The sequence below is a fragment of the Rhodobacteraceae bacterium M382 genome, assembly GCA_025141015.1.
GTDB lineage: Bacteria > Pseudomonadota > Alphaproteobacteria > Rhodobacterales > Rhodobacteraceae > Aliisedimentitalea > Aliisedimentitalea scapharcae.
The window spans coordinates 1356997-1376911 of the sequence record CP081098.1; the positions used below are offsets into that span (position 1 = coordinate 1356997).

The following is a 19915-nucleotide window of genomic DNA, read 5'->3' on the forward strand; positions in this document are numbered from 1 at the left end:
GTTTTCTGGCAAGATGAATGAAGGAGCATGGTGAGATGGCGGATCGAAGTTTCTTGTCTTGGCCGTTTTTTGACGAGCGTCACAGGGCGCTGGCCGATGATTTGGACGCCTGGGCACAAACACATGTAGCAACCATAGATCATTCAGACACCGATGCCGCCTGTCGGACATTGGTAGCGGCGTTGGGCCAGGGCGGTTGGACCCGTCATTCCGGGGCTGAGGCCGGAGAGAGGTTGGATGTGCGCACGCTGTGCCTGATCCGGGAGACGTTGGCGCGTCACGATGGGCTGGCGGATTTTGCCTTTGCCATGCAGGGGTTGGGGACCGGGGCGATTTCGCTGTTTGGCACGCCGGCGCAGCAAGGGGAGTGGTTGCCTTTGACCCGCAGCGGTCAGGCACTTTCAGCCTTTGCTCTGACGGAACCGCAATCCGGGTCCGATGTGGCCAGTTCCACGATGACTGCGGTCGAAGACGGCGACCACTATGTGTTGAACGGGGAAAAAACCTGGATTTCCAATGGCGGTATTGCCGACGTCTATACATTGTTTGCCCGCACAGGTGAGGCTCCGGGGGCAAGAGGGTTGAGCGCGTTCATCGTGCCAGCGGGGCTGACAGGGTTCAAGGTGGTCGAGCGATTGCAGACCATCGCGCCACATCCGCTCGCGACCCTGCGCTTCAGCGATTGCCGGATCCCGAAAACAGCGCTGATCGGCGAACCGGGGCAGGGGTTCCGCATCGCGATGTCGGTGCTGGATGTATTCCGGTCCACGGTGGCGGCTGCTGCGTTGGGGTTTGCCCGTAGGGCGCTGGACGAGTCGCTGGCGCGGGTCACCACGCGACAGGTTCAGGGGGCCCCCCTGTTCGATCTGCAGATGGTGCAGGGCCATATCGCCGATATGGCGTTGGATGTGGATGCCAGTGCCCTGTTGGTCTATCGCGCCGCTTGGGCCAAGGATACGGGGGCTGCCCGGGTCACACGCGAAGCGGCAATGGCCAAGCTGTTCTCCACGGATCAGGCCCAGAAGGTCATCGACAAAGCCGTGCAGCTGCACGGCGGCGACGGGGTGCGGTCGGGGCAAAAGGTCGAGGAGTTGTACCGCGATATCAGGGCATTGCGAATTTATGAGGGCGCGTCCGACGTACAGCGCGTGGTGATTGCGCGCCAGGCGCTGGGTGCCTATCTGGGAGGATAAAGATGCTGGGACCAACGGCACATATTGATACGTTTACGCGGGATAATCTGCCGCCTTTTGATCAATGGCCCGACTTTCTGCTTGATGGGTTCGACTACCCCGAGCATGTGAATGTCGGAGTCGAACTGACCGACGCGATGGTCGACAAGGGGTTTGGCGATCACACCGCTTTGATCGGCAATGGGCGTCGGCGGACCTACAAGGAATTGACTGATTGGACCAACCGTCTGGCCCATGTGTTGGTCGAGGATCTGAAGGTAAAACCGGGCAATCGGGTGCTGATCCGGTCTGCCAACAATCCGGCGATGGTGGCCTGTTGGCTGGCAGCGACCAAAGTGGGCGCGGTGGTGGTCAATACAATGCCCATGTTGCGCGCCGGAGAACTGAGCAAGATTGTTGACAAGGCTGAGATCAGCCATGCGCTGTGCGACACCCGGCTGATGGAAGAACTGGTAAGTTGCGCCAAAACGTCGAATTACCTGACATCGGTGGTGGGGTTTGACGGGACCTCGAACCACGATGCCGAATTGGACCGATTGGCGTTGGAAAAATCGGTCATGTTTGATGCGGTGCAGACGGGGCGGGATGATGTTGCGTTGTTGGGGTTCACCAGTGGTACCACCGGATCGCCCAAGGCGACGATGCATTTTCACCGCGACCTGCTGATCATTGCCGATGGGTATGCACACGAAGTGCTGGCGGTGAAGCCGGAAGATATCTTTATCGGCTCACCACCACTGGCCTTTACCTTTGGGTTGGGTGGGTTGGCGATTTTCCCGCTGCGGTTTGGTGCGGCGGCGACGTTGCTCGAGGCGGCGACTCCGCCGAATCTGATCGAGATCATCGAAAAATACAAGGCAACTGTGTGCTTTACGGCCCCCACCGCTTATCGGGTGATGCTGCGTGCAATGGATGAAGGGGCAGATCTGTCGTCGTTGCGGGCGGCGGTGTCCGCAGGCGAAACATTGCCTGCGCCAGTTTACGACGAATGGATCAACAAAACCGGAAAGCCAATGCTGGATGGTATTGGCGCGACCGAATTGCTGCATATCTTTTTGACCAACCGGTTTACCGACCACCGTCCGGCCTGCACGGGCAAGCCCGTGGGAGGATACGAGGTCCGGGTGTTGCGCGCTGATGGAACCGAGGCACCGCGTGGGGAGATTGGTCGGTTGGCCGTGCGTGGACCCACGGGGTGCCGTTACCTGGCTGATGATCGGCAGGCCGAATATGTGCAGGACGGATGGAACATCACCGGTGACAGTTTCATGATGGATGAAGGTGGGTATTTGCATTTTGCCGCGCGGAACGACGACATGATAATTTCGTCAGGTTACAATATTGCGGGCCCAGAGGTCGAGGCGGCCCTGCTGGCACATGAAGCCGTGGCTGAATGTGCCGTGATTGGCGCTCTGGACGAGGCGCGCGGCGAAATCGTCGAAGCCCATGTGGTGTTGGGCGACGGGCATGCGCCATCTGATCTGTTGATCAAAACGCTACAGGACCACGTCAAAGCGACGATTGCGCCGTACAAATACCCACGATCAGTGGTCTTCACAGACACATTGCCCAAAACCGAAACGGGTAAAATCCAACGGTTCCGGCTACGGGATTGATCCGCCCAAAGGATTGTCGAAAAGCGCAAAATGCACGTCCCCGTCGGCACCAGAATGGTGCAGGACGGGAGCCGGTTCCGGAATGAAGGGGTCTGCCAGCCTAACGGATCAGGCGGGCAGGGGCGTGGCTATTGCGTTTTTAGATCGCTGGCCATCATGCGGCCGTCTCGCCCTTCTTGGAGCTCGTAAGAAACTTTTTGATTGTCAGCCAAGCCGGTCAATCCTGACCGTTCGACTGCCGAAATATGAACGAAAACATCGCTGCCGCCTTCATCAGGGGCAATGAAGCCGTAACCCTTGGTAGTGTTAAACCATTTCACGGTGCCGCTTGGCATGTCCCGTGTCTCCTTCTATCTTGTAGTTCTCACCGAATGTCTTCGGTGGTCATAAGATACGGCCGGTCATTCAGGCGTCGGACAGGCCAAAGGATTGACAGAGGTCTGAACAGCGGCTGTAACGGTCGCAGGATCGCATGGTCTTGGCGAAAATCAAGAAAAACAGCGTAACGGGATTGTAAAACCTGTTTTGGTGGGATTTTGCACAAAAAATAGAAGGGTTACCGAATGTCCATCACAATTTTTGGACTCAAAAATTGCGACACTTGCCGTAAGGCATTGAAATCATGCCCGTCTGCAACGCTGATCGATGTGAGGGCGGATGGAATCGCTGACAGAATGCTGGAGGCGGCGTTGGCAGAATTTGGCGAAATACTTGTTAACAAGCGTTCTACGACGTGGCGTAACTTGGACGAGACAGCGCGCCAATCCGACCCGCTGGCTCTGCTCAGGGCGCACCCGAGCCTGATGAAAAGGCCGCTGATCGAAGCGGAGGGCAAGCTGTACCTGGGATGGACCAAGGAAACACAGGCAGGGCTTGGCGTGGGGTGAACAAGCCCTTATGTGCCCCATGAGTGGCAGGAGAAAATTATGCGCAATGCGGCCCTGGTTTTGGGAATTATTGCCGGCGTGTTCGGAATGATCGTCGGCTTCTTTGGCTATGGCTATACATCGGCCATCGAACATTTTGGCGAAATCGAGGGAATAGCCGAGCAGGTGGCCAATGTGGATGCGGTGCGATTGGCTTCGGTGATTTCACCGATGCTCGCGCTGGCGGGGGGCGGCATGGCACGTGCGCGGGCGCTGTGGGGCGGCATTCTTTTGCTGCTGTCTGCCGGTGGGATGTACTATGGCTATGGTTTCAACGTCTTTACCATGTTTCCGATCTGCTTTGCCGGGGTGGCCGGGTTGCTGGCTGTTGCGGCGGGCAAGCCGGACGAGGAAAAGGCGCATTTCTGAGAGGCGTCAAATCACAAAGGGCGCCCCTGTGGGGACGCCCTTGCCGTGAGTGATGATATGGTCATCAGGCCAAAACGGTTTCCTCGCGATTGCGCAGGAATGCATCGACCGACAAGAAACCGGCCCCCTTGATCACCAGATAAGACAGGGTGAACACCCAGAACAGACGCTGGTCCATGATCACGCTGTCGGGAAAACGATCAAACAGGGCACCCAGCGTTTTGGCATCGGTGGCACCATGGCCATAGACATCTGTCAGCGACTGCACGATGACAAACCCGATCATGCCAAGCGCGGCCAGGCGCGTCGCCAGACCAATGACAATGAGCAGCGGCAGGATGAATTCGGCCCAGGTCCCTGCCATGACAACAACCCATTCGAAGAGCCCGAACTGGGACACATCATAGCTGACCGCCTCGAGCTTTTTCGGGAAGATCTGGCTGTAGGCGCCGATGGACGGGCTGAAGATGCCGAAGAGCCCGTCGCCCAATTTGGTCAGACCCGAGTTCCAGTAGTAGAACAACAAGGTTGCAGCAAAAACAAAGCGGGCGGCCAAAGGCATGACCCAATCGCCAAGACGTTCGATCAGGCCGAAGATGGCGTTGTGAAGCGAGACCAGTGCGTGCATGGCCTTATCCTTTCGTCGTCAGAGATATGATGGCGTTGCCCTGCAACAGCAGGGTCAAAGTAGCGCCCAGATCGAAATCTGGCTGATTTTCCGTTGCCTGTTCGTGAGCTTCGCCAATGCTGTGGCCGCCCAGTATGGCTTTGATCCACGATGCACCCCCAGAGGGCAGAACCGTGACAAGAGGGTCGAATTCCGGGCGGGTGATCAGGATATCCTGAGCCGTGGCGCGGGGTTTTGGGGCGTCCGGTTCGGTGCCCAACCGCCAGATATCGTGGATCGGCCAACGCGACGGCAAAACATGAACCGCAGGAGCCAGGGTCAACCGGGTCGCCATCAGCTCTTCTGGCCCCAGTGTCGCCAAGTTTTGCGCCGCGATCGGGTCTGCGTCAGCGGCGTGATAGGCGCGACGCAGAGCCAACTCCATCCGTGCCAGATCCGGCAGATACCCCATCTTTTCAAGTTGCGGAATCGAGGCCAGAAAATCGGGAAATCGGTCGCCATAGAACATCAACAGGGGCGATGACGGCGGGGTCTGGCGCAGGTACTGCCCTGACAATCCATCCATGTTGGCCTTGCCCAGCAGGCCGGCGGTCGCCGGAAAGGCAGTATGCAGTGCTTGGGTCAGGGAAACGACGACATTGTTGCGATAGACGTTGAACCGTCGTCCTGCGGGGCGGGCATCCGCGTCGCTCAGGCCATCGGGAATGGCTGCTGATGCATCCAGCAAAGCAGAGGCAAAGAGATTTTGGGACACTTTCATGCCGCAACCCGCAGCAGGGTGTCGCGGGCGCGTGCGGCTTCGGCCTCGAGCACGGTCCAGGCGGGGACATCGGTGTCCCATTCCACCAACACCGGCTTGGGGCCAGAGCGCTCCAGGGTGTACTCCAGCAAGGTCCAGACCGGATCAACGACGGCGCGCCCATGGCTGTCAATCAACAGTGGATGCCCGTGATCGTCGGTGTCTTCGTCGTGCCCGCCCAAATGAAGCTCGCCGACCTGATCCAAATCAAAGGCGTCGATGTAGCCCTGGGGCGAAAAGTCCAGATTGGTGGCAGAGACAAAGACATTATTGATGTCCAACAGCAGACCACAGCCGGTCCGGCGCACAATTTCGCGCAGGAAATCGGGCTCGGACCAGGTGCTTTCGTCAAAGGCGAGATAGCTGGAGGGGTTTTCCAGCAGCATCTGGCACCCAATTACGTCTTGCAGATGATTGATATGATCGGCCACACGGGACAGGGTTGTGTTGGTATAGGGCAGGGGCAACAGGTCGTTCAGGAATTGGCTGTCATGGGTCGACCAGGCCAGATGTTCGGAAAAGCTGGCGGGGTTCAGCCAATCGACCAGATGTTTCAGGCGGGCCAGATGGTCAGGGTCCAGATCCTCATCGCCGCCGATGGACAGCCCGACGCCGTGAACCGAAATCGGAAATCGTTCGGCGAGATGACGCAGTTGCGCCAGAGGGCGACCACCATCCCCCATATAGTTTTCAGCGTGGATTTCCAGCCATCCAACCGCCCCCGGCGTGTCACAGATCTGGCCAAAATGCTGCGGCTTGTATCCCACGCCCGCTTTGGCTGGCAGTCTGTTGTGGCGGGGGGCAGCATCAAGCATGAGCACGCTCGTTATTTGGAAAGAACGGCGGGGGCCCAGAGAAAGGGCCCACCCCCAAAGGTTTTGCACACTACGGAATTATGCTGGCAGATCACGTTCCTGAGGTTCCAGAGACCCGGTGCGCGCGGTCCCGTCAGCCAAAGCAGGCAATTCGATATTGGCGCAGGTGTTTACGTCGACCAATGTCCAGGCGTTGCCCTGATAATCAACGGTCGAAGTGCCCGCGCAGGTGGTGCCGGGGCCAGCCGCACAGTCATTCTGACCAGCCAGCGAAACGCCATAGCACTTTTCCTTTGCCTGCGCAGCGGCAGGGGTCGACAGGGCAGCGGTCAAAGCAGCAGCAACGGCACCGGCAACGGCCAAAGATTTGGTGGTGTTCGACATTTCAGTGATCCTCTTCTGACATGTTGTGTTTGGTATTCGGTTGATATGAGTAAAAGCTAAACGGTCCCGACCCGAGTTTGAATTCACGAGCCCGTGGGTAACACCTGTGTCAGCAAGTGTGACAAAGTATTGCGCCGTAAGGCGCTGAAAAAATAGCAAAAACAGCGGAGAAATGCAAAACGGCCCGCCAGGGCGAGCCGTTTTTTTCGTCAAATCGGGAGAAATGTTACAGCAGATCGGGGGGCGTGGCTTCCCGTCCCAGCGCCTCTGTAACATTTACGAGGCTGTCCACACGGGTTTGTTTTTCACCCAGTCTCCGGATGCTGACGGTGCGTTCTTCGACTTCGCGGTGACCCACGGCCAGGATAACGGGCACCTTGCCAACGGAATGTTCACGGACCTTATAGTTGATCTTTTCATTGCGAATATCGGCTTCGGCGCGCACGCCTGCAGCTTTCAGCTCGGCAACGACCTCGTGTACGTAGTCATCCGCTTCGGACGTGATCGAAGCCACGACAACCTGACGTGGTGCCAGCCAGAATGGCAGCTTGCCGGCGTGTTCCTCGATCAGGATGCCGATGAAACGCTCAAACGAACCCAGCGTCGCGCGGTGCAGCATGACGGGGCGATGTTTGCTGCCGTCAGATCCGATATAGGTCGCATCCAGCCGCTCGGGCAGCACGAAATCAACCTGGAACGTGCCACACTGCCAATCGCGACCAATGGCGTCGGTCAGCACAAACTCCAGCTTGGGACCATAAAATGCCCCTTCGCCGGGGTTCAGTTCAGGTTCAATCCCAGCGGCGCGCGTGGCTGACAACAACGCTTGTTCAGCCTTGTCCCAAACCTCGTCCGAACCGGCACGGGTGTCCGGACGATCCGAGAATTTGACCGAGAAATTTTCGAACCCGAGGTCTTTGTAAATCTTGGACAGAAACCGGATGAATTCGGCGGTTTCACCTTCGATCTGCTCTTCGGTAGAGAAAATATGCGCGTCGTCCTGGGTGAATCCACGCACCCGCATGATGCCGTGCAGCGCACCCGAAGGTTCATAGCGGTTGCACGAGCCAAATTCGGCCATGCGCAACGGCAGGTCGCGATAGGATTTCAGACCCTGTTTGAAGATTTCGACATGGCAGGGGCAGTTCATTGGTTTCAGCGCATTAACGGCCTTTTCCCGGGCGTGTTCCTCATCGACTTCGACGATGAACATGTTCTCCTGATATTTGTCCCAATGGCCCGAGGCCTCCCACAGCTTGCGGTCCACGACCTGCGGGGTGTTCACCTCGACGTAGCCGCCCTTGCGCTGCTGGCGGCGCATGTAATCCTGCAACTGCACATAGATCGACCAGCCATTGGGGTGCCAGAAGATCTGCCCGGGGGCTTCTTCCTGCATGTGGAACAGATCCATTTCGCGGCCCAGCTTGCGGTGGTCGCGTTTGGCGGCCTCTTCCAGCATGTGCAGGTGCGCTTTCAGCTTGTCTTTGGAGGTGAAGGCCACGCCATAGATCCGCTGCAACATGGCGCGGTTGGAATCGCCGCGCCAATAGGCACCGGCAATGGACATCAGCTTGAAGCAGTCGCCTTGAACCTGACCGGTGTGCTGCAGATGCGGACCGCGGCACAGATCCTGCCAATGCCCATGCCAATACATGCGCAGCGGCTCGTCGCCGGGGATCGCGTCGATCAGTTCGACTTTGTAGGGTTCGTTGTTGGCGGTGTAGAATTCAACGGCACGCTGACGATCCCAGACCTCGGTGGTCACTGGATCGCGCTTGTTGATGATCTCCTTCATCTTCTTTTCGATGGTGCCGAGATCTTCGGGGGTGAAGGGTTCGGCGCGGTCAAAGTCATAATACCAGCCGTTGTCGATCACGGGGCCGATGGTGACTTTGGTTGCGGGCCAGATTTCCTGTACGGCACGGGCCATGATATGGGCCAGATCGTGGCGGATCAGTTCATTGGCCTGTTCTTCGTCCTTCATGGTGTGAAGCGCGATGGCGGCATCGGCGTGGATCGGCCATTGCAGGTCCCAATGTTTGCCGTCAACGGTGGCAGAAATTGCCTTTTTTGCCAGCGACGTCGAAATATCGGCCGCGACCTGCGCAGGGGTTACGCCTGCGTCATAGGATCGTGCATTGCCATCGGGAAAAGTAAGGGAGACTTGGGCCATCTGTCGGCTCTCCTCGTCGGTTTGGCGCCCACTGAACGCCCGGTTGCGGGTTATATGTGTCGCTGATTTGGCAGCACCTTGGGGTGGTGTCAAGACCAGTGTCTGGGAGAGTATTGGCCCCTGTGGCACGTTCGGCGCAGGCTGGGGGCGCTGCCCCCAGACCCCCGGGATATTTTTGGCCAGATGAAGGAGGGATCCCTGCGACATTCCTGATCAATCCAAGAAAACGTGACTGCAATTACAGATGACGCGGTTATCATTGCTGGAACGGCATCGATGGGTTGTCGTGCCATGCCAATGAGACTGAACAGGGAGAACAAGCCAGTGGTTGAATTCAATAAGAGTTTTGAGTTGACTGTCGAGGATGTAGAGCTGATCGAAATGGCGCTGCGCAAGACCATGTCCATTCTTTCGCGCCCCGATTTGGACGCAACCTTGTCGGCAGCCGACGGCTCGGGCCTTGCTGATCCCCAGGAAACTCTGCGCGAGATCTCGGATCTATTGGGGCGCATGCACAATCAAAAGAACTTTTTCCGCCCCCGCAACGACGTCTATGTCGGTGGCTGACAGGGCTTGCGGTTCGCCTGCGCTTTGGGTTCAGTGTTGGTCAAATCAAATCGACAAAGCCGGAAGGAACGGGCATGGGGCAAACTGCATTTCTGGACACCGCGCAGGGGCGGCGGCTGGCCTATCACAAGAGTGAGGGACGGGGCCCAACCATCGTGTTTCTGGGTGGGCTGAAGTCGGACATGGAAGGCACCAAGGCCGTGCACCTGGAAGCCTGGGCCCAAGCGCAGGGCCGCGCTTTCCTGCGGTTTGATTACTCGGGGCACGGGGAGAGTTCGCATACGTTCGAAGAAACCTGTATCGGGGATTGGCACGAGGATACCCTGGAGGTCATCGACCGTTTGTGCGATGGGCCGATCGTAGCAGTCGGATCATCCATGGGTGGTTGGCAGGCGTTGTTGCTGGCGCGGGCGCGGGCTGGTCGGATACATGGCATGGTGACAATTGCCGCGGCACCGGATTTCACCGAGGACGGGTATGTCGCCAGCTTCACGGACCTGCAGAAACAGACGTTGAACACTGTCGGCCAGATCGAATTGCCGTCTGATTACATGGAGCCGTATATCATTACGAAACGCTTGATCGAAGACGGACGCGCCCGTTTGGTTCTGCGTGATCCATTGGAATTGCCGTTTCCGGTGCGCTGCCTGCAGGGGACGGCAGATACGGCCGTTACGACTGACACTGCCCTGCGCCTGTTGGAACACGCCACCTGTGATGACATGCGTCTGTTGCTGGTCAAGGATGCGGATCACCGGTTTTCGGACGGCCCGTGTCTGGGTCTGATCGAGCAGGCGGTTTCTGAAGTGTTGGGGGCGGTTTGAGCGTGATGCAACAGCGTGTCAGCCTGATCACCATCGGTGTCCCGGACATGGCGCAGGCGGCGGCGTTTTATGAGGCGCTGGGCTGGCGGCGGACCGACAGCCCTGACGGGGTAATTGCCTTTGATCTGATCGGTCAGACACTGGGACTGTATCCGTTGGATGCCCTGGCCGAAGACATCGGTGTGCCGGTCGGTACATTGGGACAGGGCGCGTTGACGTTGGCCCATAATGTGCGCGCCAAGGCCGAGGTTGATCAATTGATGCAAGCCGCCGAGCGGGCCGGGGCCGAGATCCTGAAACCAGCGGCGGATGTGTTTTGGGGTGGTTATCACGGCTATTTCCGGGCGGTTGGTGGTGCCATCTGGGAGGTGGCGTTCAATCCGTTTTCCCCATTGTCGCCGGATGGTGCATTCCGCTGGAACGGGTACGGCTGATGCGGCGGCCGGGCAGCATGTGGAGCGTCGAGACGCTGGGCAGGGTTCGGCTTTCCAAATATTTCTACATGCGTGATTTTCTCTATTCCGAAATCGCCAATTTTCATGCCCGCCAGAACATTCCCGACAATCCCGATCTGGCCATTGAAACCGGCCGGGAGTTTTGCGAGACGCTTCTGGATCCGCTGGAGGAGACATTTGGCCGGGTGGCAGTCCGGTCCGGATACAGATCACCTGCGTTGAACAGGTTTGGCAATGAAAACAAACTGAACTGTGCCCGCAATGACCATCCGCTGGAATGTCATATCTGGGACCGGGGCACCGGGGCGGATCGCATTGCCGGGGCGTCGGTTGTGATCCCGTGGTTTGCCGATCAATACGATCGCGGACGGGATTGGCGTGACCTGGCATGGTGGATGCACGACCACCTGCCATACTCTGAAATCTGGTTCTTTCCCAAACTCTGTGCGTTCAATCTGGTTTGGCGTCCTGAACCGCTGCGTCGCATCGACAGTTACATTGCACCACGTGGCAGCCTGCTCCGCGCCGGAGATATCCCGAATGAGCCCCTGACCCAGCGTCAGTCACGATATGAGGATTTCCCGGCGTTCTGTGGCATAGCTTATCCCTGAGACCCCTTGCTGAGATGTGGTGAAAGCCGCACAATGGGACCATTCGGGCAGCTACTCATTTTAGAGGCAAGTCAATGATCGAACCTTTGGTTCTCGTTCCGGGCATGATGTGCGACGCCCGGATATTTGCGCATCAAATTCTGCACCTTTCGCGCGATCGGGCGGTCATGGTTGCACCGATTACGCAGGGTGAAACGATTGATGACATTGCCATGTCGTTGCTGGGCCAATTGCCAGAGCGCTTTGCGTTGTGCGGGCTGAGCATGGGCGGCATTGTCGCGATGGAACTGCTGCGGCGGCTCCCGGAGCGAATAACCCGCCTTTGCCTTATGGGGACCAGTCCGCTGGCGGAAACGCCGGGCGAGGCCGCCGCGCGCGAACCGATGCTGGTGCGGGTACAGGCCGGACAATTGGCCGATGTAATGCGCGAGACGATGCGGCCCGAGTTTCTGGCACCTGGCCCGCAACGGATGGAGGTGCTGAATCGGTTCTGGCAAATGGGCGAAGAATTGGGCAGCGACCTGTATCTGCGCCAATCCAGGGCCTTGCAGCGACGCAAGGACCAGCAGGCCACGTTGCGCAAATCGCGGGTGCCAACGTTGATCCTGTGCGGAGATCACGACGCAATGGTGCCGGTGCGTCGGCATGAATTCATGTCCGAACTGATGCCCAACGCCCGGTTGCATGTGCTGGAAAATGCAGGTCACCTGCCTGTGGTGGAAACGCCCGAAACGGTGACGCAGGTTTTGGGGCAATGGTTGTCCATGCCAACAGGCACGGTATGACGGACCGCTCCTTGAGGTTGTTGATGGTTGCCCCGGCCCCGGTCATCCCGGTTCACGACGGGATGACATTGGATGCAAAATTCGTCGAGGGCATGCGGCTGCAGTCGGACCTCTGGCCAGGCCAATTCGATTGTATTCTGCGCCGCGGCGCGCGCAGCATTCCATTTGGAGCCCGGGTGATCAACCCTGCACAGGAGACATTTGGCCTGCATGTCTTGGAAGAAGACGAGCGCCTGACACAAGCCCATTTCGAAGGCTATGATCTGGTGATGTGCAGCGCTGATGACGACCGGAACCTGGGGTTGGCCCCACTGGTGCAGGCTGCGGGGGCGCGGCTGGTTGTAACGCTTGAATATACGTTGGAAACGCGATTGAAGATCCTGTTTCTGACACCGGGGCGCAGCCTGCCCAGACGCTGTATATCCGCCCTGCGTCTGATGGCGCGGGAACTGCGTCGACGCCGGTTCATGGCCTCTGCGCAGGGGTTGCAGGCAAATGGATATCCGGCGCATTCCCTGTGCAGGAAAAGTGATCCGGATGCTTTGTTGTATCTGGACAATCGGATGTCTCCGGGCCTGTTTGCAACCAAGACCGAAATGGACGCACGATGCGACAGGCTCCTGTCCGCTGCGCCCGTGCGGCTGGTCTATACTGGCCGGCTGGAGCCAATGAAGGGCGCGCAGGATCTGATACCCGTCGCGCGGGCGCTGTCCCAAAGGGGCGTGACGTATTCGCTGGATATTTTTGGCGCGGGCCAGCTGAGGGATGAAATAGCCAACCAGATTGAGGCGGGTAGTCTTGCGCCGCAGGTGCGGCTACACGAACCGCTGGATTTCGAAACGGAACTGGTGCCGCATCTGCGCCAGAACGCGGATATTTTTCTGTGTTGTCACAAGCAATCTGATCCGTCCTGCACCTATATCGAAAACATGGGGTGCGGGCTTGCCGTTGTCGGCTATGAAAATCGGATGTGGTCTGCTTTGGCCGGCGCATCAATCGCAGGGTGGACCAGTCCGGCGGGACGGCCGCAGGAATTGGCCGACGCTGTGGCCCAGGCCGCTGGAAACCGCGTGCAGCTGGCCGAGCGTTGCCGCAATGCGCTTGCGTTTGCACAGGCGCATGATTTCCGTGCCGAAAGCCGCAAGCGTATGGAACATCTTGCAAAGGTGGCTGAAGGGTAGGCCAGACCTGCGCCCCGTTTTGGGAGGGGGGACGTTGCACGACGGAAGCCAGCTGTTGGTGGAGTTATGGCTGATCGCTCACCGATAGAGCGCGGCACGTTCTTCACGGGTCGGGATCTTCGCTTTGGCAACGGGTTTGCCGGTCTCCACGTCAAAAAATGGTGTGTTGCGCCAACGTCCGGACATCCAGGCAGAGAGGAACCGCGAAAACATACGCCAGACCATCCGCCCTGCGCCCTTGTGCCGTTTTTTGCCGTCCGATGTCACAATGAACCCCTGTGCCTGCACTGGGCCCAGGCGTTCAGGCGCAGCGAACCTGGCCACGGGGATACCAACAAAGGGAAGTTTGTGAGTTTTCAACGTGTTGCCGATGGGCGTATTGCAGCAGGTGGCATACCATCGAAACAACCCATTGGGGCCCAACCGCATCAGGCCCAGCTTGTCCTGGCCCCGCAGGAAGGTCAGGCGGTCCGGTGCAGTTTGAAACAGGGCGACAGGTCCGGGTGCCGGATCGGGTTGATCAAAAAACAGCTCACCCGCGCGGCAATCAGGACAAAAACAGGCAATATGCGCGCCGTCTCTCAGGGCAGTGATATCGACAACGCCCCGAACTTCCCCGCAGGTGCAGGAAAAGTTCAGAGGGACGTTATCCAGGGCCACGATCAGGCGGCCGAGTTTTTGTTCGCCGGCTTGCTGGCTCGTTTGGGTTTGCGCACATTGCTGTTCATGAAATCAATCACCAACGGGCGGATGTTGTCGCGCCAGCTACGCCCGGCAAAGATACCATAGTGTCCTGCGCCGGGTTCAACATGGCTGGCCTTTTTGCTGTCGGGCAGGCCCGTACACAAGTCCAGCGCTGCGATACATTGCCCCGGAGCCGAGATATCGTCATTCGCGCCTTCAACGGTTTTGACGGCAACATTGGTGATCTTGCTCAGATCAATCTTGTGGCCATTTACCACAAATTCGTTGCGCGCGATTTCGCGATTTTTGAAGATCCGCTCGACCGTGGACAGGTAGAATTCCGCCGTCATGTCCATCACGGCCAGATATTCATCGTAGAACCGGTTGTGGGCATCATGATCCGATGCTTCGCCGCGCGATACGCGCATGATCTGGTCGTTAAAGGCTTTGGAATGGCGTTCGCTGTTCATCGACATGAAGGACGACAGCTGCAGCAGGCCCGGATAGACCATCCGCCCGACGCCTTTGTATTTGAACCCGACGCGTTGAATCATGGTTTCTTCGAGCTGGCCCATGGTGACCCGGCGGCCAAAATCGGTGACTTCGGTGGGGGTCGCATCAGGGTCGATGGGGCCGCCGATCAGGGTCAGGGTGGTCGGCTGTGCCGCTGGGTCCAATTCGGCCAGATAGGCCGTGGCCGCCAGCGTTAGCGGGGCAGGTTGACAGATCGCAACGACATGGGTTTCCGGACCCATTTCCCGCATGAAATCAACCAGATACTGGGTATAGTCCTCGACGTCAAACTTGCCAGCGGATACCGGAATGTCACGCGCATTGTGCCAGTCGGTAATATAGACTTCGCAGTTCACGAGCAGGCTTTTGACGGTGGAGCGCAGCAGGGTCGCATAGTGACCGGACATCGGCGCAACCACCAAAACCTTGCGGGGTTGTTCCTTGCGTCCGTTGACGCGGAAATGCAGGAGATCGCCAAAGTCACGTTCAATCACAGGGGTGATTTCGACCAGGTGGTCCTTGCCATCCTCGCAGGTAAAGGTGCGAATGCCCCAGTCAGGTTTGACGACCATGCGCTGATACGTGCGTTCCGTGACCTCGCCCCAGGCGGCCATCCAATTGAGTGCAGGGTTGGGAAACGCACTGAACATGGGATACGATGCCATGGCTGATGCCGTAGCCCCGAGCCATTGGTTCGTGTTCCGGGCCGTTTCCATCAAGTCGTAAGTCATCATATAGCGCATGTACGTCTCCTTTTCCTGCATCCGGAACATACGTTACAAAAGATTCACGTAAATCGGACCTTTCGTCGCTTTGCCCGATATCCGAAGGCCGGATATTCTGCACAGCAGAAAGATTAGGGGGGATTCCTTAAAATGACAACAAGTGATGAAGGTACTTCGGCGTTGAGCCCAGAACATATTGAACACCTTCAGGAAAATATGGAAAAAGTCGAAGAGCTGACAAAACGGCTTGTTGACGCAATGGCGAATAAGACGCCGCATAATTCTGCCCTTGATGGGCCGAATCAAGAGCTGTTCGCACGCGCAGCAACGGCCTATTGGAGCAAATCGCTGCAGGATCCCACACATCTGTTGCAACAACAGATTGAATATTGGGGCAAATCCGTGCTGAATTTCGCCGAAGCACAACAGGCTCTGACTGCGGTCACGACGGATGAACCGCAGCAGAAACCCAAAGATCGCCGCTTTTCCAACCCGCTGTGGGAAAACAACCCTTATTTCCACTTTATCAAGCAGCAGTATTTGACCAACGCCGACGCAATTTCCAAAGCGGTAGACGAGGTCGAGGATCTGGACGCCAAAGACAAGCGACGCCTGCAGTATTTTTCGCAGCAGATCGTGGACCTGATGGCTCCAACGAACTTTCTGGCCACAAACCCGGATGCGCTGGAAAAAGCGGTGGAGACCGAAGGCAAATCGCTGGTTCAGGGTTTGGAAAACCTGGTTGCCGATCTCGAAGCCAACGATGGCGCGCTGGTTGTGCGTTTGGCTGACGAAAAGGCGTTTGAATTGGGACGCAACATCGCCACGACCCCCGGTGATGTGGTCTATCGCAACAAGATGATGGAGCTGATCCAGTACAAACCGGTGACTGACACAGTGCACGATACCCCCATCGTACTGTTCCCGCCCTGGATCAACAAATTCTATATTTTGGATCTCAAGGCCCAGAACAGCATGATCAAATGGATCACCGAACAGGGGTATACCTTGTTTGTGGTCAGCTGGATCAACCCGGACGTATCCTATGCCGACGTGGGCATGGAGGATTACATTCAGGATGGCTTCCTGACCGCCATCGAAAAGGCCAAGGAGATCTGTAGCGTCAAGCAGGTCAACGCGGTTGGCTATTGTATCGCGGGCACCACGTTGAGCCTGACCTTGTCCCTGTTAAAACAGCGTGGCGACAAGTCGATCAAATCGGCGACCTTCTTTACCGCGCTGACGGATTTCTCGGAGCAAGGCGAATTCACCCCCTTCCTGCAGGATGACTTCATCGACGGGATCGAAGAGGAGGTGAAGGAGATCGGTATTCTGCGATCGTGGATCATGGCACGGACATTCTCCTATCTGCGGTCCAATGACCTGATCTATGGCCCTGCTATCCGCAGTTACATGATGGGAGAAACACCGCCGGCGTTCGACCTGTTGTATTGGAATGGGGATGGGGCCAACCTGCCAGCCAAGATGGCGACTCAATACCTGCGTGGCCTGTGTCAGAGCAATCGGTTTGCCGAAGACGGGTTCGAGCTGATGGGTCACACACTCAAGCTGAGCGATGTGGATGTTCCGCTGATGGCGATCACTTGCGAGACGGATCACATCGCAGCCTGGAAAGATTGTTATCGAGGTGTGCAAAAGATGGGGTCGCGCAGCAAGACCTTTATCGTTTCAGAATCCGGGCATATCGCCGGTATCGTCAATCCGCCATCCAAGAACAAATATGGTCACTATACCAACGACGACCTGAAGCTGGACAACGCTGACTGGATGGAGGGCGCGACCTACAATCAGGGCTCATGGTGGCCGCGCTGGGAAGCCTGGCTGAAGAAACGGTCGGGCAAGCAGGTCCCGGCCCGTGAAATTGGCGATTCGGCGTATGACCCGATCTGCCCTGCTCCGGGTACCTATGTTGAGCTGAAAGCAAGTCGTTGATTTAAAAAGGTATTGATAAAAAATGCTGCGGTGCAGCAAAAAATACTTGAAATGCCGCACCGCAGAAAGCATATTGTTTGCAGAAGATGGAACGGGACAGGCCCGTTGAGCAATCAATTAGGATCAGTACAATGGCAAAAACCCAAGACTTCACCGCCGCAATGAAAGACATGATGGGCGCATTTCCGGTAGACACTTCTGCCGTGGAAGACGCGTTCAAAAACACCGCTGCTCTGAACGAGCGTCTGTCGGGTGTTGCTCTGGAAGCCGCCGAAAAATCGGCCGAGATTTCCAGCAAATGGACCAAAGAAACCCTGACCAAACTGGGTGACGTGTCCAAAGCCAAAACCGACCCGGCCGATTACGCCAAAGCCGCCACCGATTTCGCCAGCGCAACTGCCGAAGTTGCTGCTGAAAACATGGCCGCCTTTGCTGAAATCGCCAAGAAAGTTCAGATGGACACCGTCGAACTGCTGATGTCGGCTGGTAAAGACATGACCGAAGAAGCAACTGCCGCTGTCAAGAAGGCCACCGACGAGGTGACCACTGCTGCCAAGAAGGCAACAGCGAAGTAAGCACGAGCGCGACAGACATCATTCTCCTCCCAGATGGTGTTTTCGCGGGGGCGGGCCAAGGCCCGCCCTTTTTGCGTCGGGGGGACCGGTAGGCTGGATGGCCTGACGGGGGCAGTTGGAACATTGTTCCAACTGGATGGCAAAGTCTTTTCTTTTGTTCTGCACTCGCATAGTGTTTGCTGCAACGCATCATGACCGGGGAGGCAAACAAGGTGTCGGACAACGAAAAACCTCTGCTGATCAAACGTTATGCCAGTCGACGGCTGTATAATACCGAGACGAGCGATTACGTGACACTGGAGGATATCGCAGGGTTCATCCGGGACGGACGCGAAGTTCAAATTGTGGACCTCAAGTCCGGTGACGACCTGACGCGCCAATACCTGTTGCAGATCATTGCTGAACACGAAAGCCGCGGCGAAAACGTCCTGCCGGTGAATGTTCTGAATGATTTGGTTCGCTCTTACATGTTGCCTGGCGGTGGAATGATGCCGCAGTTCCTGCAAAGTTCGTTCGAGATGCTGCGGGAAAGTCAGTCCAAGATGATGGAAAACATGACCGCCATCAATCCGATGTCGCAAATCCCTGGCTTTGACGCACTTCAGGCTCAGCAGGAGGCATTCCTAAAGGCGATGACAGGCGGATTGGGCAATTGGCCAACCGGTACCGCGCCCGACGACACGACCGAAGCGGGCAAGGGCGAAGATCTTGATGACATCAAGAAACAGCTTGCAGAACTCCAGACAAAACTGTCCAAGCTGAAATGACATAAGGCCGGGACACCCGGCCTTTTTCTTTTCTGGGGTGTGGGACTGTTCAGGTGCCGTAAGCTTGGGGCGGGTTTTTCACGTCTTCCACGGCGCTCAGCAGGATATCGGCAATCACATCCAGCTCTGCCCTGGTCAGGCGCACGGGCAATCGCACATCGCAGGCTTTCATCAGCATGTCGCGGGTGCGTGGTAATTCCGGAATTTCCCCAAGAAACTGCCAGTTCCAATAGGCCCGGGCGTTGTCGCGGCTGTGGCCAAATATCTGAACTTTGACACCGCGGCTTGCGGCGGCTTTGGCAAAGGCGAGAATTTCCTCTGTTTCCATACCGACCAGATTGAATTGGATCGAATCCGGGGCCCGCTGTTCCGGCGGAAGGGGGGGCGGCACCTGAATAAACGGTGTTTCGCTGTTCAGGCGGCCCGCGACATAGTCGTGGTTTGCCAAACCGTCGCGCACCCGTCGGGCCAGTTCAGGGATCTGGGGACGGATCACCACAGCACTCAGATTATTGAGACGCAGGTTATAAAGCGGAAGTTGGTTCTGCCACTTGGCAAAAGCGGCCTCCAGATCCGATGAATTGTCGCCATGGGGACCTTTGTGTTTGGCCCAGTTGTGTTCATAGGCGCCGGACATGATGACGGCTCGTGCGACAAGGTCGGGATCGTCGGTGATCAGAATGCCACCTTCACCGGCGTTGATCATCTTGTATGACTGGAAGGAGAAACACCCAATCCGCCCAATCGTACCAATATTCTTGCCGTGCCAGGTGGTGCCCAGCGAATGGGCAGCATCTTCGATCACCGGAATGTCGCGCGCATCGCACAGGGCCATGATGGCGTCCATGTCCGACGTGTGCCCGCGCATGTGGCTGATGATGACGGCCTGCACATCGTCCAGTTTGCGTGCAAAGTCGTCCATGTCGATGCGATAGTTGTCCCCCACCTCGCACAGGACGGGAATGCAATCTGCATGAACCACGGACGACGGAACAGCGGCAAACGTAAACCCCGGGATCAGAACCCGCGCGTCACGGGGCAGGTTCAACGCCTTGAGCGACAGGAATAATGCGGCGGAACATGACGAGACTGCCAGCGCGTATTTCGCCCCCAAAAGCGCGGCAAATTCCTGTTCCAACAGGGTTACCGGGGCATTGTCGGAGTTATAGCGAAACAGGTCCCCTGACTTCATCAACTCCGTCACGGCCGCCAGTGCGGCAGATGGGATTGGTTCGGCGTCGTGGACATTTGGTGGTTGCTGCATATTTCAAAAACCTGAAGTTAACCTTTCAAAAATATAAAACAAAGCCGAGTTGAAGCCAAGCAGAAGCGCTTGGCTGGACGCCCAAGACGGCAAGAATTTTCTAATCTG

22 protein-coding genes are annotated in these 19915 nt (G+C 57.3%); 13 read left to right on the plus strand and 9 right to left on the minus strand.

The window, feature by feature from the left end:
* Positions 1-35 precede the first annotated feature (35 nt).
* Together K3727_06200 and K3727_06205 are read left to right on the plus strand one after the other, a co-directional pair.
* On the plus strand, positions 36-1193 hold the full coding sequence (locus K3727_06200; protein ID UWQ92385.1) for an acyl-CoA dehydrogenase family protein: 1158 nt from the start codon (positions 36-38) through the stop codon (positions 1191-1193).
* A gap of 2 nt (positions 1194-1195) precedes the next feature.
* Positions 1196-2809 carry an AMP-binding protein gene (locus tag K3727_06205; protein ID UWQ92386.1) on the plus strand — a complete coding sequence of 538 codons (1614 nt, stop codon included), beginning with the start codon at positions 1196-1198 and terminating at the stop codon, positions 2807-2809.
* 128 nt (positions 2810-2937) lie between these two features.
* Here the strand turns inward: K3727_06205 and K3727_06210 are convergent, their stop codons facing one another.
* On the minus strand, positions 2938-3144 hold the full coding sequence (locus tag K3727_06210) for a cold-shock protein (protein UWQ92387.1): 207 nt from the start codon (positions 3142-3144) through the stop codon (positions 2938-2940).
* 234 nt (positions 3145-3378) lie between these two features.
* Here K3727_06210 and K3727_06215 point away from each other — a divergent pair, with 234 nt between their 5' ends.
* The gene (locus K3727_06215; protein ID UWQ93286.1) at positions 3379-3696 is read left to right on the plus strand and encodes an arsenate reductase; all 318 of its coding nucleotides are present in this window, start codon (positions 3379-3381) and stop codon (positions 3694-3696) included.
* A gap of 39 nt (positions 3697-3735) precedes the next feature.
* Complete coding sequence (locus K3727_06220; protein UWQ92388.1) at positions 3736-4104, plus strand: hypothetical protein; 369 nt, start codon at positions 3736-3738, stop codon at positions 4102-4104.
* Between the two features lie 64 nt (positions 4105-4168).
* Here the strand turns inward: K3727_06220 and K3727_06225 are convergent, their stop codons facing one another.
* The 5 genes from K3727_06225 to thrS form a co-directional block, all read right to left on the minus strand.
* Positions 4169-4732 carry a DoxX family protein gene (locus K3727_06225; GenBank protein UWQ92389.1) on the minus strand — a complete coding sequence of 188 codons (564 nt, stop codon included), beginning with the start codon at positions 4730-4732 and terminating at the stop codon, positions 4169-4171.
* 4 nt (positions 4733-4736) lie between these two features.
* Complete coding sequence (locus tag K3727_06230; protein UWQ92390.1) at positions 4737-5492, minus strand: putative DNA-binding domain-containing protein; 756 nt, start codon at positions 5490-5492, stop codon at positions 4737-4739.
* Positions 5489-6346, minus strand: a complete 858-nt coding sequence (locus K3727_06235) for a DUF692 domain-containing protein (protein ID UWQ92391.1) — start codon at positions 6344-6346, stop codon at positions 5489-5491. The genes K3727_06230 and K3727_06235 overlap by 4 nt, the downstream gene beginning before the upstream one ends.
* 78 nt (positions 6347-6424) lie before the next feature.
* A complete protein-coding gene (locus tag K3727_06240; GenBank protein UWQ92392.1) occupies positions 6425-6730 on the minus strand; it encodes a DUF2282 domain-containing protein in 306 nt (101 codons plus the stop codon).
* A 226-nt stretch (positions 6731-6956) separates the two neighbouring features.
* Positions 6957-8903, minus strand: coding sequence for a threonine--tRNA ligase (thrS, locus tag K3727_06245; GenBank protein ID UWQ92393.1), 1947 nt, complete (start codon positions 8901-8903; stop codon positions 6957-6959).
* Positions 8904-9227: 324 nt separating this feature from the next.
* Between thrS and K3727_06250 the strand changes: the two genes are divergently transcribed.
* The 6 genes from K3727_06250 to K3727_06275 all read left to right on the plus strand — a co-directional run bounded on the left by K3727_06250 (position 9228) and on the right by K3727_06275 (position 13326).
* Complete coding sequence (locus K3727_06250) at positions 9228-9470, plus strand: hypothetical protein (GenBank protein UWQ92394.1); 243 nt, start codon at positions 9228-9230, stop codon at positions 9468-9470.
* A gap of 74 nt (positions 9471-9544) precedes the next feature.
* Positions 9545-10294, plus strand: a complete 750-nt coding sequence (locus K3727_06255; protein ID UWQ92395.1) for an alpha/beta hydrolase — start codon at positions 9545-9547, stop codon at positions 10292-10294.
* 5 nt (positions 10295-10299) lie between these two features.
* Positions 10300-10728, plus strand: coding sequence for a VOC family protein (locus K3727_06260; protein ID UWQ92396.1), 429 nt, complete (start codon positions 10300-10302; stop codon positions 10726-10728).
* Between the two features lie 17 nt (positions 10729-10745).
* Positions 10746-11360 carry a hypothetical protein gene (locus tag K3727_06265; GenBank protein ID UWQ93287.1) on the plus strand — a complete coding sequence of 205 codons (615 nt, stop codon included), beginning with the start codon at positions 10746-10748 and terminating at the stop codon, positions 11358-11360.
* A 74-nt stretch (positions 11361-11434) separates the two neighbouring features.
* Positions 11435-12145 carry an alpha/beta hydrolase gene (locus tag K3727_06270; GenBank protein UWQ92397.1) on the plus strand — a complete coding sequence of 237 codons (711 nt, stop codon included), beginning with the start codon at positions 11435-11437 and terminating at the stop codon, positions 12143-12145.
* Positions 12142-13326 carry a glycosyltransferase gene (locus K3727_06275; GenBank protein UWQ92398.1) on the plus strand — a complete coding sequence of 395 codons (1185 nt, stop codon included), beginning with the start codon at positions 12142-12144 and terminating at the stop codon, positions 13324-13326. The genes K3727_06270 and K3727_06275 overlap by 4 nt, the downstream gene beginning before the upstream one ends.
* A 78-nt stretch (positions 13327-13404) precedes the next feature.
* Here K3727_06275 and K3727_06280 read toward each other — a convergent pair whose 3' ends face one another.
* Positions 13405-13980, minus strand: a complete 576-nt coding sequence (locus tag K3727_06280) for a hypothetical protein (protein ID UWQ93288.1) — start codon at positions 13978-13980, stop codon at positions 13405-13407.
* A gap of 8 nt (positions 13981-13988) precedes the next feature.
* Positions 13989-15266, minus strand: coding sequence for a polyhydroxyalkanoate depolymerase (gene phaZ, locus K3727_06285; protein UWQ92399.1), 1278 nt, complete (start codon positions 15264-15266; stop codon positions 13989-13991).
* 132 nt (positions 15267-15398) lie between these two features.
* Between phaZ and phaC the strand changes: the two genes are divergently transcribed.
* From phaC to phaR, 3 genes are all read left to right on the plus strand, one after another.
* Entirely contained in the window at positions 15399-17201 is a 1803-nt protein-coding gene (phaC, locus tag K3727_06290; GenBank protein ID UWQ92400.1) for a class I poly(R)-hydroxyalkanoic acid synthase, read from the plus strand.
* 131 nt (positions 17202-17332) lie between these two features.
* Positions 17333-17776 carry a phasin family protein gene (locus K3727_06295; GenBank protein ID UWQ92401.1) on the plus strand — a complete coding sequence of 148 codons (444 nt, stop codon included), beginning with the start codon at positions 17333-17335 and terminating at the stop codon, positions 17774-17776.
* A gap of 212 nt (positions 17777-17988) precedes the next feature.
* Complete coding sequence (gene phaR, locus K3727_06300) at positions 17989-18543, plus strand: polyhydroxyalkanoate synthesis repressor PhaR (GenBank protein UWQ92402.1); 555 nt, start codon at positions 17989-17991, stop codon at positions 18541-18543.
* Positions 18544-18592: 49 nt separating this feature from the next.
* Here phaR and K3727_06305 read toward each other — a convergent pair whose 3' ends face one another.
* Positions 18593-19807, minus strand: coding sequence for an aminotransferase class I/II-fold pyridoxal phosphate-dependent enzyme (locus K3727_06305; GenBank protein UWQ92403.1), 1215 nt, complete (start codon positions 19805-19807; stop codon positions 18593-18595).
* Positions 19808-19915 lie beyond the last annotated feature (108 nt).

Excerpts from the sequence above, each read along its gene's own strand:
- K3727_06200 (UWQ92385.1), top strand. The coding sequence starts at position 36 with ATGGCGGATCGAAGTTTCTTGTCTTGGCCGTTTTTTGACGAGCGTCAC.
- K3727_06205 (UWQ92386.1), top strand. The coding sequence starts at position 1,196 with ATGCTGGGACCAACGGCACATATTGATACGTTTACGCGGGATAATCTG.
- K3727_06210 (UWQ92387.1), bottom strand. The coding sequence starts at position 3,144 with ATGCCAAGCGGCACCGTGAAATGGTTTAACACTACCAAGGGTTACGGC.
- K3727_06220 (UWQ92388.1), top strand. The coding sequence starts at position 3,736 with ATGCGCAATGCGGCCCTGGTTTTGGGAATTATTGCCGGCGTGTTCGGA.
- K3727_06225 (UWQ92389.1), bottom strand. The coding sequence starts at position 4,732 with ATGCACGCACTGGTCTCGCTTCACAACGCCATCTTCGGCCTGATCGAA.
- K3727_06230 (UWQ92390.1), bottom strand. The coding sequence starts at position 5,492 with ATGAAAGTGTCCCAAAATCTCTTTGCCTCTGCTTTGCTGGATGCATCA.
- K3727_06235 (UWQ92391.1), bottom strand. The coding sequence starts at position 6,346 with ATGCTTGATGCTGCCCCCCGCCACAACAGACTGCCAGCCAAAGCGGGC.
- K3727_06240 (UWQ92392.1), bottom strand. The coding sequence starts at position 6,730 with ATGTCGAACACCACCAAATCTTTGGCCGTTGCCGGTGCCGTTGCTGCT.
- thrS (UWQ92393.1), bottom strand. The coding sequence starts at position 8,903 with ATGGCCCAAGTCTCCCTTACTTTTCCCGATGGCAATGCACGATCCTAT.
- K3727_06255 (UWQ92395.1), top strand. The coding sequence starts at position 9,545 with ATGGGGCAAACTGCATTTCTGGACACCGCGCAGGGGCGGCGGCTGGCC.
- K3727_06260 (UWQ92396.1), top strand. The coding sequence starts at position 10,300 with ATGCAACAGCGTGTCAGCCTGATCACCATCGGTGTCCCGGACATGGCG.
- K3727_06265 (UWQ93287.1), top strand. The coding sequence starts at position 10,746 with ATGTGGAGCGTCGAGACGCTGGGCAGGGTTCGGCTTTCCAAATATTTC.
- K3727_06270 (UWQ92397.1), top strand. The coding sequence starts at position 11,435 with ATGATCGAACCTTTGGTTCTCGTTCCGGGCATGATGTGCGACGCCCGG.
- K3727_06275 (UWQ92398.1), top strand. The coding sequence starts at position 12,142 with ATGACGGACCGCTCCTTGAGGTTGTTGATGGTTGCCCCGGCCCCGGTC.
- phaZ (UWQ92399.1), bottom strand. The coding sequence starts at position 15,266 with ATGCGCTATATGATGACTTACGACTTGATGGAAACGGCCCGGAACACG.
- phaC (UWQ92400.1), top strand. The coding sequence starts at position 15,399 with ATGACAACAAGTGATGAAGGTACTTCGGCGTTGAGCCCAGAACATATT.
- K3727_06295 (UWQ92401.1), top strand. The coding sequence starts at position 17,333 with ATGGCAAAAACCCAAGACTTCACCGCCGCAATGAAAGACATGATGGGC.
- K3727_06305 (UWQ92403.1), bottom strand. The coding sequence starts at position 19,807 with ATGCAGCAACCACCAAATGTCCACGACGCCGAACCAATCCCATCTGCC.